Consider the following 12854-nt stretch of genomic DNA (forward strand, 5'->3'; position numbering starts at 1 on the left):
AGTTGCGCTTCACTTCGTTTGCTGTGGTCAACTTACGGTGGGACTTGCACCCACAAGATTGCGCCCATGCTGGGCGCACGAACCCGGCAGACCCGAAGGTCTCCCACGCATAGCCGCCATTACACGGAGATGCAGGCACAAAAAAGCGCCGCAATCGTGATTGGTGGCGCTTGTGCGCCCGTATCTTACTCGGGTTATCAGGCCCGGTCGCTGAATTGGCAGCGACGGGTTGAAGGTAGCTGGAGGTGGGAGGATGAGCAATCGTGGCTAGGTGGTGGCTTTGGCTGTTTTCAGTGTTATTCGCTAAAGGATCAGTTGCGGTGATTTACCCCATTTGTTGGCTCCAATCAGACAAGTGTGCATTATTTGGTTGTACGGCAGAGCCGTATAGACGGACAATTGCTTACACAAAGGCGAAATTTGACGACTTACCCGCAGCCTTCCTTAAGCAACAGACGGAGGAAATCAGCAATGGTCAATGAACGGGAGCAATTCCAGCAGGACTTGATGGACTCTGTACGTCAAATGAAAGCAGGCAAAGCTGCTCGGGTGGCAGAGGTGCCGCTGTCTGCGGCAGCTGAAGCACGGGCCAAAGTGGGTGTATCTCAAAGTGCGTTTGCCAAGCTGATTGGAGTCAGTTTGCGAACCTTGCAGGATTGGGAGCAAGGACGGAGACTCCCGACGGGGGCGGCGCGGACGCTGCTGCGTGTTGCGAGTCAGCATCCTGAGGCATTGCGTGATCTGCAAGTTGTTTAAAGAAAAAAGGGGCTGCGTAATGTAAACAACCGATACTTACTTGATACATGTGTGCCCCTTTTTTGAGTGTGTAGTGAACTATATTTAGCTCCGCTTAAATAAAGGAATCCATTTCGGCTCATTTGCCGAAGCCCAGATAATAGGAAGTGTGTTATTAGGGCAGTTGTCCTTGAATACAATTAGCAATTGCGAGTCTTGATAACCAAGAGGGTTTCGGCTCTGTAGTTTCGCTCCATGCTTTCGGGCCATTAATTGAGCTCTGGTCTTTTGATCACCATCAAAGATAGTGGAGTCAGGACCGAAGGCCTTTTTGCTATCTTCAAAGATGTCACAAACTTTAAGTGTGATTTTGAATCCAAATTTTTCACTCGAAATAAAGTTGTGTGCGTTATCTACTCCTTCGTTTATTCCACAAATTACACCTACGACAACTAATATTCCTCGCTGCTCTAATATGTCACCGATATCCGTGTTTAGTGCTGTCAAGAAATCAATCAGTGTTTTTCCTGAGGCTATCATGTCATCAATGAAAACCACAGCTTTAATTAGCTCGTCTGCTTGTATTGCTTTACGTAGGTCTGCGTATGGTTTTATACTGTGAGCTGTAATTCCGTTTTCGCTGGCATACATTCTTACGTAAGTCGCGCCGCTTTTTGATAGCGTTCCAAAAGCACTGATCAATATATCTTTTCGTAGTCTTTCACCGACCTTTATTGAATGTACAATCTCTCGCTTAATTGCGTCGTGGATAATTACTAGTTTTTCTCTTATCCTAGCCTCGCCATAAAAATCTATATGTTGCAGTAGTTTAAAGGCTAATTGGCGCTCTATATTGTTTTCAAATTGCGCTAGCCATGCTCTGACGTGAGATGGACCGACTTGCATTCCTTTGTAAAGTTCCCACTTTTCAGTAAGTTCGATTATCTCAGCGTCTGCGATATACGCCGCGCTTTCCCTCTCGTTAAATGCACTTTGCGCGTCCTCGTCTGCAAACGAAGCTCTAAGTGTGTGGACGCCTTTCTCAATTAACCAGTTCTCAAAAAGTTTTGGTCTGATTCGAAGTAAGCCACCTTCTTCAACAAGAATATTTCTGGCAGTGTAACTCTCGATGATTTCCTTGCATGGAATTGTAGATAAAGATTTATTTTCTAGAATAGAGTTTTTTTCCACGATGCCGTTTGATCTTAGCTTGTCTGCAAACGCTATTAGAAACCTTCTTCGTTGTGTCTCAATTAAATCTTTTCTCTCGGAGTCTTCGACTCGAATACCATCACTCCAAAAGTGATTTAGATTGATTGCTTCCATATGCAATACGGTGTCGCGGATAGCATCCTGCATCTCATCAGTCGAGATAAATGCACAACGTTTTTCGCACATTTTTTTGTATAGGTTTTTAGCAACGAACTTTGTATAAAATGGATTTCCTTCCGTGACTTCATATAGGCTCAATATGGCATCGTCAGTGTATTCAATTAAGCCGTTCACTGGCGCAGTTAATAGTTCTTTGAAGTCTTCCCAGTACTCTGATTTATCGAAATAGCCAACATTCCAAGCGTCGAATTTATTAAGTTTATCAGTGCTTTGCATGATCACGTTCATGTTTTCGCCACCGACTAAAATTAACGAAACTCGTCCCTCCCCACTTTCGCCGCTTAAGCTACGCAAGTTATGAAAAAAAGAATCACCTTCTCCAGTGTATGGGTAGAGTTGTGGCGGAATTTCATCAAATTCATCGAGGATTATTACTATGCGTGCCTCTTTGTTTGAACTGACGATATCTTCTATACATGACACGAGGGGGTGTAATGAAGCGTTGATTTCATAACTTTCACTGTTCGCAATAGGGAACTTTGTTTTAAGGCGGCGAATTATCTTGTTGGCTAGTGAGCGAATAAAATTAGTTGGGGAGGTTTTATCTAAGCTGCCTGTCTCTAAAAATATAGTGGTGTAGTTGTCTTTTTCCTCGAATCTATTTTGAATGGTTCTCGCGAGTGACGTTTTACCAACCCGTTTTTGCCCATGTATTATCGAGGACTCTCCTTTTTTTAAAGAAAGTTTAGATGATATATTTTCGAGAAGGTCCTTTCTGCCGATAAGCTCAGCTTCGTTGCCAATGGACTCCAAGCTATATGGTTGTTGATATTTTATTAAATTCCAATCGATTGTTCCATTTTGTGGTATGACCGATATTTCAAAGTCTTCCTCAGTCCGCTCACTTTCGTAATTTGCCCATGACAAAATTCCAAGAATAGACGGAGCGGATTGGCAGGTAGAAATTGCTCGCGCTCTTAGTACGAATTCATGCTTTCCTGCTTCTATATTTCCTAAGTTGATTTCATCGGTATCGATTTCCAGAGCGCTATCGGTGTCTACAATAGAAATTTTTGTGTCGAAGGCTACGCCTGGGCCCGAGTTTGTTATAGAAATTTTTACAGCGAAATACTCATTCAGAGTATGTAGTGGATATTTTCTTTCTGACGTGTGAATGGCTAGACTGACTGGACTGTGTAACCCGCTTTGATCAAAATTTTGTTGTGCTGTAATGAAGATGGCAGTTAGTATTTTTTCTATTATAGTGTGTGTATAAGTATTTCGGTCATGAGTTTGAATGTCCGTCAAATAGCTGTTGCATATATCCTTCAATCTTGTAAAGGCTGTAGATGCATGAGATTTGTCTGCCTGGCTATATTGTTCTAGCCCGTTGAATACTTCATTTATACGTTCTTTTGATACTAGAGATGAATCATAAATTTGATTAAGTGTGAAGATTTCTGTTATTGGGTTGCTGAATAGTTTTATATATGGTCGTCGTATGTTTGTGGCGGTTTCGATACTAACAATTGAGCTTCTTATTTTATCAAAGGCTGCTAGAGTGTCTGAGTGTAATGGTTGTAGCGCGGCAAAAATTTCATGGCTATTTGTTTTGCTGTCTATATTTATGATTTTATAGATTTGGTGCGAATAAATTTCATTCAGCATGTTTATTACTTTGAGTCGTAGATTGCTGTCGTCCCAGAGTAAGTTTGAATGTTTGTTCAATATTCGAAGTAGACAAGAAGCGGCGACTTTTTTTGTTGGATTGTCATTTCCTGGGTCTAGTAGCGATGCTTGGGGTGTGGCTTGGTTTAGTCCTAGGTAAGTGCATATAGCCTTAAATAATGAGTTTAGTGTTTCGTTGTTCGGGTGTTTGTCGAGTTCTTCAAACTTTTCCTCAATTCGATTTTCTTGTGTCACGTCAGAAATTCCTTGTCAGTTTTTTTGAATTGAGAAGCGGGTATTATTTGGTTTTTGTTGTTTTCGAGTGGCTTAGTAAAGATCGTGTTTCCTAGATCATGGGCTTTTTGAGCTTCTAGACGTCGCGTAGTCACCAGATCAGCACCTATGAAATCCAAAGCCGAGTTCTGTGCGTGTGGTGGTATTTAGCCATCACGCGCAAGGCATTCGCAATGAGTATTGAGGAATGCTGCGCTTGGTTGGTGAAAATACGCCACAGCACGTACTTAAGCGTTTGTTATGTATTTATAGGTCACAGGAGCTGAAATGGCCTCAAATGAGAGACTCCACCAAAAAGATTAGTGTTTTCCGTTTATTTGCTCGAATAAATTACACCACGTAACGAATGAAGTTCCCGCCCCCACCTTTATCCCCTCTCGCCAACCCCATACATTCATCTCCAACGCCTCTCCCATCATCCCGACGGGAAGGTCACTGGAGTTTCCCTCATGCCTTTCGTAACCGTACGCATCACCCGCGATGGCGTTACCACTGAGCAGAAAGCTCAGGTCATTGCCGAGATCACTGAAACACTGGAGCGCGTGCTCAATAAACGCCCTAACCTGACCCACATCGTGATCGAGGAAGTCGACACCGATAACTGGGGTTACGCCGGCATCACCACCACCCAGTACCGCAAGCAGCTGGCCGAGGCGGAGGGGCAGTCATGACGTCCTCCGTCACCATCGATTTCATCTCCGATGTGGTGTGCCCCTGGTGCGCACTGGGGGCGACGGCGCTGGAGCAGGCGATCGAGAACGTGGCCGGGGAAGTCTCGGTCGAGCTGACCTACATGCCGTTCGAGTTGAACCCGGACATGCCGGCCGAAGGTGAGCAAGCGGTCGAGCACTTGATGCGCAAGTACGGGAGAACGGCCGACGACGTCGCTGCTGGCAAGGCCATGCAGATCGCTCGCGGCGAGGCCATCGGCTTCAAGTTCGATCTGGAGAAGCGCACGCACTTCTACAACACCTTTGATGCGCACCGTTTGTTGCTGTGGGCGTTGCAGGAAGGCCGGCAGGTCGAGCTGAAGAAGGTGCTGCTACAGGCCTACTTCAGTGAAGGCCTGAACCCGAGCGATCAGCCAACGCTGGTGCGTTTGGCGACTGAAGCGGGGCTGGATGCGGCAGGTGCGAGAGAAGTGCTGACGTCCGACGCATTCGCCAACGAAGTGCGTGAGCTTGAAATGTATTACCGCCAGCACGGCATCAACTCGGTCCCGGCCATGGTGCTGAACAGTCGCCACCTGGTGTCCGGTTCGCAATCGGTCGAGTACTACGAACAGATGTTGCGACAAATGGCGAACGCCCCGGCCGAAGCCTGATTACAGATTTCTACCCCATTCTTTATTGTCAGAGGTATTCATCATGAGCATTTCGAAAAAAGTCATCGTCATCACCGGCGCATCCCAGGGGCTCGGCGATGGCATGGTCAAAGCCTTTCGTGAACTCGGTTACCGGATCGTCGCCACATCGCGCTCGATCAAACCATCCACCGATCCGGACATCCTCACTGTGGCCGGTGACATCGGCGAGCCGGAAACCGCCCAGCGCGTCATCCGTGAAGCGATGTCCCGTTTCGGTCGCATCGACACCCTGGTCAACAACGCCGGGATCTTCATCGCCAAGCCGTTCACTGCGTACACCGCAGAAGACTACGCCAATGTGTTGTCGGTGAACGTCAATGGCTTCTTCTACATCACCCAACTCGCCATCGCCGAGATGGAAAAGCAAGGCAGCGGCCACGTCGTCAACATCACCACCAGCCTGGTGGATCACGCCATCGACGGCGTGCCATCGGTGTTGGCTTCACTGACCAAGGGCGGCCTCAACGCGGCAACCAAATCCCTGGCCATCGAATACGCCAAGCGCGGGATCCGGGTGAACGCCGTCAGCCCCGGCATCATCAAGACCCTGATGCACGGCGAAGAAACCCACGCCGCGCTGGGCAATCTGCACCCGGTCGGGCACATGGGCGAGATCGATGATATTGCGCAGGCGGTCGTGTATCTGGACGGCGCCAAGTTTGTGACTGGCGAAATCCTGCACGTGGACGGTGGTCAGAGCGCGGGGCACTGAAAGCGCTTTTTTAAACCCCGGAAACAACAAAGCCCCTGCATTTCTGCAGGGGCTTTGTTTTGTATGGTGCGGCACCAGGAATCAACCCAATATAGATAGTCCGGATCCGGATACTAGAGTCAGGTGTCGGATTGATGAGCCGCCCAGTGTTTCATCTCTTCTGCAATAAAGTGGTTCACCAGATCGCTGTACATTTTCTCGATGGCATCCGGGCTCAGGCCTTCAGCCTCGGCCCACTCGCGTCGTGTCACCAACATGGCCTTGAAACGCTCCGGAGCACGCACCGAAGTCGCTGAGGTCTTGTACTTCGAGGCAGCCAGTACATAGTGAAAACGCTTGCCCAACAGCTTGATAACAACCTGATCAAGGGCATCGATTTCGCGTCGGATATCCTCCATGCCTGCACACTCTTCGGGCTGCAACTGATTGATGACGTCCATGTAGTTAACTCCGTTTGCTGAAAGTTCGTGGGCCTTTGGAAGAAGTATCGGCACGCTGTCTGCCGTGAGCGATACAGCCTGAATACCATAAAATCCGCTGTCCGCCGCACGATGAGCGGTTTTTTGGCTAAGGCGGATCGGCGAACTCTTTAAACCACGTTGATCGATCAGGCAGCGGGCAACGGTGGTGCTCAAGGCCTACGACGTGATTCACAACGGGCTGGACCGACATGGCTTGGGCGCTACTCCACGCACTGCAAAACGAACCGCTTGAAGGGCAGACCTCCGGCAATACCGGGTTCATGGATATTTATTGATGAGCAAACGTCGAGGCAACTACCGGCAACTACCGGCAACTGTCAGCACCGAGCAAATCCGTTGTCGAGGGCGAATTGCTGCCCTCGACTGGCGGACGCATGGAAGCCTTCACTTTTGGTGATCCGACCCCCAGTGCTCGATGAGCGGGGGTATTCTCGACTACTTGGAATGCTGGCTAAATGGGCGCTGGTATGAGCCGCCGATGTCGCTGGATGGCCTGGCCAAGTCATCCAGGGCGAGTGTGTTCCTGCAGTCGGGCCTCAACTACAAGCGCAACATGCTGGCTCGCACCTTCTTTCCGCACAAATTGCTGTCATGGCAAACCTTCGAAGCCATGTCAGACCTGGCCCGCTCAATCCGGGGCAAGATGGTGATCTCGGTCGGTGACCACCTGAGAGTCCAGGAGGTTTTCGCGGGGTTGCGTCTCAAGGAGGTGCCCTTGAGACATACCGTAGGCGGGAACGGCGGTATTGAAGTGAACGAGTTGGTCTACTTCAACTGGTGACCCTGTCCGGAGTCACCAGCCTTTGGCGTCAGTCTTCCAGTGCTCAGGAAAGCCCATGCACTGGAAGTGCGCGGCACCATACCGTTCCTCCATTGAGGCGAGCCTTGCTTTGAAGGTGCCGTTGAATCCTATCGAGCTCAGCAGGACATGAATCACTGTCAACGAGGCATAGACCGTCTTGTTGTCGGTGAATTTGATGCCTTTGAGCTTCAGATTGGTTGGGGAAACCCCAAGTTTTACGTCGATGAATCGGTCGTGGTGGGCTGCCATGTTCCGAAGCACTGTCAATGCATGCAGCCAGCTTTCAAAAACCTCAACCTGTGTAATACCGAATTTTGACGAGATGACTTTCCGATCGGTCGGATCTCTTAGCATTGCGAAGATTTTCGACCAGGTGCCCAGTGTCACGCACTCGCTCATGGCCCAGCTGGGCGGAAGGTAGGGATCGTCGTAACTGTCGTAATAGGCTTTTATGTAAAGCCGGGATGATGCCCGTTCAACCTCGCCCTCAATTTTCGACAGCATTTGCCCGATGCCAATACGTCCTTTCGGGGCAAAAATTTCCATCTTCAGGTACCAGTGCGGGGAGTACTTGAGGCTCAGTAGGTTGCAGATCACGGTGCGCACCGCGACCTCAAGCCTTTCCGCCGACTCCATAATAATGGCGCGGATTTCTCGATCGCACTCATAGCGCTGGCAGATATGCTCGAACGTTGTGTTTGGCAGGAAGTTTTTGGTCGCGGAGTCTTGTAGCTGGTACCAATATCCTTTCAGTCGGAAATGGCCTACATACGCGATGTATTTGAGGGCCATGTCGTCATCGTTGACGATCAGACCTTGAATTTTCAGCTTGGCGAGCAGGGCTTGGGGCGTAAAAGCTGTTTTCGCAAATGGGAGCTTCGTCACGGGCGCCTTCTTGGCCATGCTCAAATTCCAGGCAAAAAAAACTCGCCTTTTGCACGCCTGCTTTGAGGCAGGACCCTACCCGTTGGGCAGGACGTGTGGCGAGTGTGTTGACTTAAGGTTATTCGTCTTTGACATAGTGGTCAATCACTTTGGTGCGTTCTGATCGTCACTTCAGGGCAAAGTGATGTCTAGAACCAATGAAAATGTGCTGTGGCGCAATGCGCCCAGTGGCGCTATACGAACCGCCATTCCCAGGTAAAACTGCTGTTAAAATATACAGTACTGGTCGTTTTTTATGGCACGCGATCTGCCCCCATTCCGGCCTGTGACGCAGGCCGAACTGCGCTACATCTGGAGCCTGCATCCCGAAAGCCGGCGGCTGGTGCTCGAAGTTGAGCGCTACCGCCGTGTGATCGCAGAAATCGACGGCCTGTATAAAACCACTCACCAGGCGTGGCGCGACCACTTTGGCGGAAACCTGACTGCCTTACATCTGCTCCAGCAGGTGATGACCGAGGAGCGTCAGCGCTTACCCGCTGAAGTGGTAGACAGGGATGGACCCGCCCCACGCTCATGCTGATTGTTCAACAATTGTCCATATTTTTCGCGATTAATACGAGATGATGATTAATAGCTGTTTCAGATAAGTGGGTACTTCCACCAATAGCAATGGCTATGACGCACCGAAGGCCATCTTTCAGTATTTCTCTAATGTCCGCATCTTCGCCTGCTCCCATCTTAAAACCTGTCCAGCTACTGTCTTCGGTAGAAATAGTTAGATACTTTCTAAGGCTAGACGCCGAAAAGTGAGTGGAGTCATTAGAAAGCTTGCTGTAGGTCAAGTAGCTGGCCGATAAAGGTCCTAGGCCTGCGATATATTTTACTGTTTCGGCTCTGGTTCTTTTCTCGGTAGCTATTTCGTTTATTTTCACATAGTGAGGGTGTGCTTTATAAATAAGATTATTTTTTATTAATGTATTGGACATTCCTTTTTTTGAGTCTAAGTTTGATTCTTTGAGAAATTTTATAACCTCGCTTGGGTCTTTATCCAATGCAGCGATAAAAAAGCGTTTTCCCATAAGCATCTTGCGAGTACTTCGCTTTCCGTAATCATTCCCCGTTCAATCAAGATCAGAAATCCTTGATAAAGAGATGCTGAACGTATGAGGGTCGTAGTCCATATCGTCTGGGGGTCTAGGGGTGTTACATGTTCACGATTTGACGAAGTGGTTGCCAGAGACTGCAAACATTTGTTTGCTTGGTCGCTAAGGTCGAATAAGTTTTTATTTACGAATTTTATTTCGGGTATAAGCCCCATTGCACTATCAGAAAGAAAACCAAGCTCATCAAATTTAGTCGTCTCTTCGCTGTCGTTTTTCATGGGGTCTTCCATGGGGGACTTACGTAAAGAGATTCTAGATGGCTCCCTTATTAAGTCCAAGCACGAGAGCACGAGAAAAATTCAGCTCGCTATGTAACCCGCTTTGACAAGAAGATCTTGCAGCTTGTCGACCGCACGTTTGAGCTGATGGGCTTCGTCACCGTCTGCAGCGTTGCTCGCAAATTCGAACCAGCCCACGCGCTTCAAGAACTGGGCGAGTACTAAGGTTTCGGCATCGATTAAAAACTCACTTTCAACGCCTGCTGGAGTGGTGATGCTAAGAGTATTGCCGTTCCCGCATTGAACGATTGCGGCTGTGCATCAGCTCTTTCAACAAAGTCAGGCGATGCTTCGACAGGCTGATCTGTTGCGCGATGGTGATGGCATCAGGACGAACGGCCGCACCCTTGGTCCAGTAGTTCCAGAGCACCTCGTCGCACTGCTCCTGGTACTGGATGATCTTGTCCTGCAACTCGGGCGCCACTTTGTTTGGACTGATCGAGTAGATGAGTCGGGCGAGCGGCAGCTGGCCTCCGGAGTAACGACTTGAAGGTGGACGGGGCCGGAGCGTCGTGAGCGCACCGGCTTGGGGCGGCACCAGTCGGGCAGGGTGGGTCTTCACATGGCGCGCGCCGTCGTCCCCCCGCCACGCCTGCGGGCTAAATGTGTCGTTTTTTCTGCAAGCCTGCACCCAGCCCAAACCCGCCAAGGCTGGGGGTTGTGTGCGCGAATGTGGGGTGGAAAAAGCCTGCGGATCCCTGCACGAGTGGTGTAAATGCCAAGGCTTGTCACGGCGGTCTCAGGTGGCGATTTTCAGAGGTGGCTCGGGAAAGGGGTTAGTTTTTCAAAATGGGGGGAGGGGCGTGCTGAAGGGCCCGTATTTGCTGGGGGGGGGCTGGCTAACTTTGAGGGGTTAGTTATGGTTAGGTTGAAGGTTAGTAAATTATAAGTTATTGATATATAAGGAATTTATTTATTGTATTTTTAACATCTATAAAGGTTAGGAAATAACCCAGTGCTAATCAAAACCTAATCTACGGTAGTCGTAGCAAATCCGTGCAGTACAAGACTTTCAGGGTAATCAGTCAAAAACTAACCTTCCTAACCTTCCTAACCTTTTTCCGATGGGTCAACATGAAAAGCCTGAAGCATCTAGGGGGATGGTGCAGGTAGAGGTTCATCTGCTATTTGTGTGTGCAATCACTAACACGGACATCACGACCAACTTCGCTTTCGCCGTGCCAGTATCTGCGGTTGAGGAAAAAACCTATAGCAAATCCCGAAACGCAGAAAATGATGATTCCGGCTATTGCGAAGGCGCCAGTGCCAACAAAGTCGATTACCCGTTCGCCAGAAACCATTGCTCCTGCGCCTAAGCACATCACTGTCACCAGTCGCGTGCCTGTGCCGATGTTGATTCCTGGAGTTGATACTCCGACAAGAAAATAAAATACGTACATCGATATGGAGCCCAGCAGAAGCAGGGCAGACGTGATTGCTCGACCGTAATTAGGGCGTTGGTATGTCATATCCTCAAAACCTACCTCTTTTACGCCCGAGACCCTCGCTTTCACTGCGAAGTCAGGCATACCCGAGCTTACGAGGGTTATTTTGATCTGATCTTTTGGATTCGAAAGAAAGGGTTGGATCTTCAATTTGCCGTCTTCGATCAGAATTTTGGCAGGAATATCCTCTGGATCTGACCCGGTGATCTGAGCTGATATCAGTTTTGAATCGTTTCGTGTGCTCAATATCACGGGCGTTTCAAAATCTGCGCTCGATATAGGTTTCGAGCCGCTGTTTATCAGCATTAACGACGAGATATATGGCGACTCAATTTGGGTGCCGTTTACGGTCACTTGCAGATCTTGGATTTTCGAATCTGGTGGCGCTTGCAGTGTGGAGGAGGAAACGAGGTGAACCGCAAGTGAATGACCATTCAATTCTGCTTGCCAGAGAAAAAAGGGTATGGCCAGTCCGGCGATAGCTACGAAGGTAGTCGTGAAAAACTTCCAGTCGGTTCCCATCCACTTCATGTGTCTTTTCTCCAATCCAGTAGCTAGCCGAATGGGTGTATTGGTTGATTTGCCAGGCGAGAGGCCCGACCACCCGAACACCGAGAGATTGTCGCGCAGAATCTATTACGTGCGTTATTACGTGTAGCGGAAAAACAAAAGGCCCGCATTTCTGCGAGCCTTCGTTTTGTATGGTGCCGGCACCAGGAATCGAACCCGGGACCTACTGATTACAAGTCAGTTGCTCTACCATCTGAGCTATACCGGCGTGTCAGGGCGACGATTATAGCGATTGGTTAGCTTCTGTAAACCCCTGAATTTTGACTATTTTTGTTCTGGCTTCAGGTCAGGTGCGCAGCAGGGTTTTCTTGAGTTTCTGAATGGCTTGCCAGGTTCGACTGTTTTGCATCGCGCGCAGCTGTGCTTCGGCCTGTTCGGCGCGTTGCAGGGCGGCGGCGAGTTGGTGTTCGGCGTCGCTGACGGGGTGGCTGAAGTTGTGGCCTTTGCAGAACTGGAACTCGTCCAGGTTGCACGGCGGGATGTCGAAGGCGGGTTTGAGGTTCAGGTGTTCTTCGGCGAGGTAATAGGTGTTGATGCCGTCGAACAGGATGGAGTGGTAGCCGGCGTCGGTGACGAGGGTTTCCCAGGTCTGGTCGCGGGCCCAGGGGGTTTCGATGAGGATCACCCATGGCCGCCATTGGCTGAAGTCCATGCCGCGCAGGACGGTTTCTTCGTGGCCTTCGACATCGATTTTCAGGAAGTGAATGGCGCGGCCCTGGGCGTGTTCTTCGCAGATGGAGGTCAGGGTGCGGGACTTGATCGTTTGGCTGCGCACGTCCATGCCGGCGTCTTTGTGCAGTTTGGCCATGGCCGGCTCGAGGGTCGAGAGGCCGGTGCCGGCGATGCCGTAGAAGGTCAGGTCGTCAGCGCTTTCCCCGGCCGCGCATTGCAGGTTGGTGTCTTTGGGGCGTTGCTGGCACAGGGCTTCGTAGTAGTTGGGCATCGGTTCGACGTTGATGCCGGTCCAGCCGTTGTCGTAGAACGCCCTGGTGACTGAGTCATGGGTGGGATCGTTTGCCCCGACGTCGATGTAGAAGCCGTTCTCGACGGTTTTGAGGGCGCGCCACAGGCGTATGTCTTCGAAATTCTGTGCGTAAGAAATGAACGTCACTGGCGCATCCT

General features: G+C 49.7%; 14 protein-coding genes, 1 tRNA gene and 2 pseudogenes. 7 read left to right on the top strand and 10 right to left on the bottom strand.

The features are described from left to right. Positions 1-398: 398 nt before the first annotated feature. Positions 399-482 (top strand): annotated as a pseudogene (locus AC3ITY_RS01270) (transcriptional regulator); the annotation flags it as partial. Beyond that, positions 472-756, top strand: coding sequence for a helix-turn-helix domain-containing protein (locus AC3ITY_RS01275; protein ID WP_489307209.1), 285 nt, complete (start codon positions 472-474; stop codon positions 754-756). The pseudogene AC3ITY_RS01270 and the gene AC3ITY_RS01275, both read left to right, overlap by 11 nt. Before the next feature lie 84 nt (positions 757-840). Here AC3ITY_RS01275 and AC3ITY_RS01280 read toward each other — a convergent pair whose 3' ends face one another. After that, a complete protein-coding gene (locus AC3ITY_RS01280) occupies positions 841-3990 on the bottom strand; it encodes a phosphoribosyltransferase-like protein (RefSeq protein WP_489307210.1) in 3150 nt (1049 codons plus the stop codon). Positions 3991-4478: 488 nt separating this feature from the next. Here AC3ITY_RS01280 and AC3ITY_RS01285 point away from each other — a divergent pair, with 488 nt between their 5' ends. Genes AC3ITY_RS01285 through AC3ITY_RS01295 form a run of 3 tightly spaced genes read left to right on the top strand, consistent with a single transcriptional unit; the run spans position 4479 to position 6107 of the window. After that, complete coding sequence (locus AC3ITY_RS01285; RefSeq protein WP_489307211.1) at positions 4479-4700, top strand: tautomerase family protein; 222 nt, start codon at positions 4479-4481, stop codon at positions 4698-4700. Beyond that, positions 4697-5353: a DsbA family oxidoreductase gene (locus AC3ITY_RS01290; RefSeq protein ID WP_489307213.1), complete on the top strand. Its 657-nt coding sequence runs from the start codon at positions 4697-4699 to the stop codon at positions 5351-5353. Before AC3ITY_RS01285 ends, AC3ITY_RS01290 begins: the two co-directional genes overlap by 4 nt. Before the next feature lie 43 nt (positions 5354-5396). Beyond that, entirely contained in the window at positions 5397-6107 is a 711-nt protein-coding gene (locus AC3ITY_RS01295) for an SDR family NAD(P)-dependent oxidoreductase (RefSeq protein ID WP_489307215.1), read from the top strand. Between the two features lie 119 nt (positions 6108-6226). Here the strand turns inward: AC3ITY_RS01295 and AC3ITY_RS01300 are convergent, their stop codons facing one another. After that, positions 6227-6547 carry an isochorismate lyase gene (locus AC3ITY_RS01300; protein ID WP_489310746.1) on the bottom strand — a complete coding sequence of 107 codons (321 nt, stop codon included), beginning with the start codon at positions 6545-6547 and terminating at the stop codon, positions 6227-6229. A 316-nt stretch (positions 6548-6863) separates the two neighbouring features. On the opposite strand from AC3ITY_RS01300, the pseudogene AC3ITY_RS01305 reads away from it, so the two are divergent. Then, positions 6864-7196: pseudogene (locus tag AC3ITY_RS01305) on the top strand (phage portal protein); the annotation flags it as partial. Between the two features lie 186 nt (positions 7197-7382). Here the strand turns inward: AC3ITY_RS01305 and AC3ITY_RS01310 are convergent. Continuing rightward, the gene (locus AC3ITY_RS01310; RefSeq protein ID WP_489307217.1) at positions 7383-8294 is read right to left on the bottom strand and encodes an Abi family protein; all 912 of its coding nucleotides are present in this window, start codon (positions 8292-8294) and stop codon (positions 7383-7385) included. 277 nt (positions 8295-8571) lie between these two features. Here AC3ITY_RS01310 and AC3ITY_RS01315 point away from each other — a divergent pair, with 277 nt between their 5' ends. Further along, on the top strand, positions 8572-8856 hold the full coding sequence (locus tag AC3ITY_RS01315; RefSeq protein WP_489307218.1) for a hypothetical protein: 285 nt from the start codon (positions 8572-8574) through the stop codon (positions 8854-8856). 4 nt (positions 8857-8860) lie between these two features. Here the strand turns inward: AC3ITY_RS01315 and AC3ITY_RS01320 are convergent, their stop codons facing one another. The 7 genes from AC3ITY_RS01320 to AC3ITY_RS01350 all read right to left on the bottom strand — a co-directional run bounded on the left by AC3ITY_RS01320 (position 8861) and on the right by AC3ITY_RS01350 (position 12843). Next, positions 8861-9355 carry a hypothetical protein gene (locus AC3ITY_RS01320; RefSeq protein WP_489307220.1) on the bottom strand — a complete coding sequence of 165 codons (495 nt, stop codon included), beginning with the start codon at positions 9353-9355 and terminating at the stop codon, positions 8861-8863. Then, positions 9301-9657: a hypothetical protein gene (locus tag AC3ITY_RS01325; protein WP_489307222.1), complete on the bottom strand. Its 357-nt coding sequence runs from the start codon at positions 9655-9657 to the stop codon at positions 9301-9303. The genes AC3ITY_RS01320 and AC3ITY_RS01325 overlap by 55 nt, the downstream gene beginning before the upstream one ends. Positions 9658-9738: 81 nt before the next feature. Further along, positions 9739-9966, bottom strand: coding sequence for a DUF7706 family protein (locus AC3ITY_RS01330; RefSeq protein WP_489310748.1), 228 nt, complete (start codon positions 9964-9966; stop codon positions 9739-9741). Then, positions 9935-10279 (bottom strand): phage antirepressor N-terminal domain-containing protein, encoded by a 345-nt coding sequence (locus AC3ITY_RS01335; RefSeq protein ID WP_489307224.1) that lies wholly within the window; start codon positions 10277-10279, stop codon positions 9935-9937. The genes AC3ITY_RS01330 and AC3ITY_RS01335 overlap by 32 nt, the downstream gene beginning before the upstream one ends. A gap of 562 nt (positions 10280-10841) precedes the next feature. Continuing rightward, the gene (locus tag AC3ITY_RS01340) at positions 10842-11693 is read right to left on the bottom strand and encodes a hypothetical protein (protein WP_489307226.1); all 852 of its coding nucleotides are present in this window, start codon (positions 11691-11693) and stop codon (positions 10842-10844) included. 171 nt (positions 11694-11864) lie between these two features. Then, a tRNA-Thr gene (locus AC3ITY_RS01345) sits at positions 11865-11940 on the bottom strand. Positions 11941-12018: 78 nt separating this feature from the next. Further along, positions 12019-12843 carry an FkbM family methyltransferase gene (locus AC3ITY_RS01350; protein ID WP_223534675.1) on the bottom strand — a complete coding sequence of 275 codons (825 nt, stop codon included), beginning with the start codon at positions 12841-12843 and terminating at the stop codon, positions 12019-12021. Positions 12844-12854: the final 11 nt, after the last annotated feature.

The organism is Pseudomonas sp. GL_091, assembly GCF_057837725.1.

What these genes read in the sequence shown, in the direction of transcription:
- AC3ITY_RS01275 (WP_489307209.1), top strand. Translation starts at nt 472, where the DNA reads ATGGTCAATGAACGGGAGCAATTCCAGCAGGACTTGATGGACTCTGTA.
- AC3ITY_RS01285 (WP_489307211.1), top strand. Translation starts at nt 4,479, where the DNA reads ATGCCTTTCGTAACCGTACGCATCACCCGCGATGGCGTTACCACTGAG.
- AC3ITY_RS01290 (WP_489307213.1), top strand. Translation starts at nt 4,697, where the DNA reads ATGACGTCCTCCGTCACCATCGATTTCATCTCCGATGTGGTGTGCCCC.
- AC3ITY_RS01295 (WP_489307215.1), top strand. Translation starts at nt 5,397, where the DNA reads ATGAGCATTTCGAAAAAAGTCATCGTCATCACCGGCGCATCCCAGGGG.
- AC3ITY_RS01300 (WP_489310746.1), bottom strand. Translation starts at nt 6,547, where the DNA reads ATGGACGTCATCAATCAGTTGCAGCCCGAAGAGTGTGCAGGCATGGAG.
- AC3ITY_RS01310 (WP_489307217.1), bottom strand. Translation starts at nt 8,294, where the DNA reads ATGGCCAAGAAGGCGCCCGTGACGAAGCTCCCATTTGCGAAAACAGCT.
- AC3ITY_RS01315 (WP_489307218.1), top strand. Translation starts at nt 8,572, where the DNA reads ATGGCACGCGATCTGCCCCCATTCCGGCCTGTGACGCAGGCCGAACTG.
- AC3ITY_RS01320 (WP_489307220.1), bottom strand. Translation starts at nt 9,355, where the DNA reads ATGGGAAAACGCTTTTTTATCGCTGCATTGGATAAAGACCCAAGCGAG.
- AC3ITY_RS01325 (WP_489307222.1), bottom strand. Translation starts at nt 9,657, where the DNA reads ATGAAAAACGACAGCGAAGAGACGACTAAATTTGATGAGCTTGGTTTT.
- AC3ITY_RS01340 (WP_489307226.1), bottom strand. Translation starts at nt 11,693, where the DNA reads ATGAAGTGGATGGGAACCGACTGGAAGTTTTTCACGACTACCTTCGTA.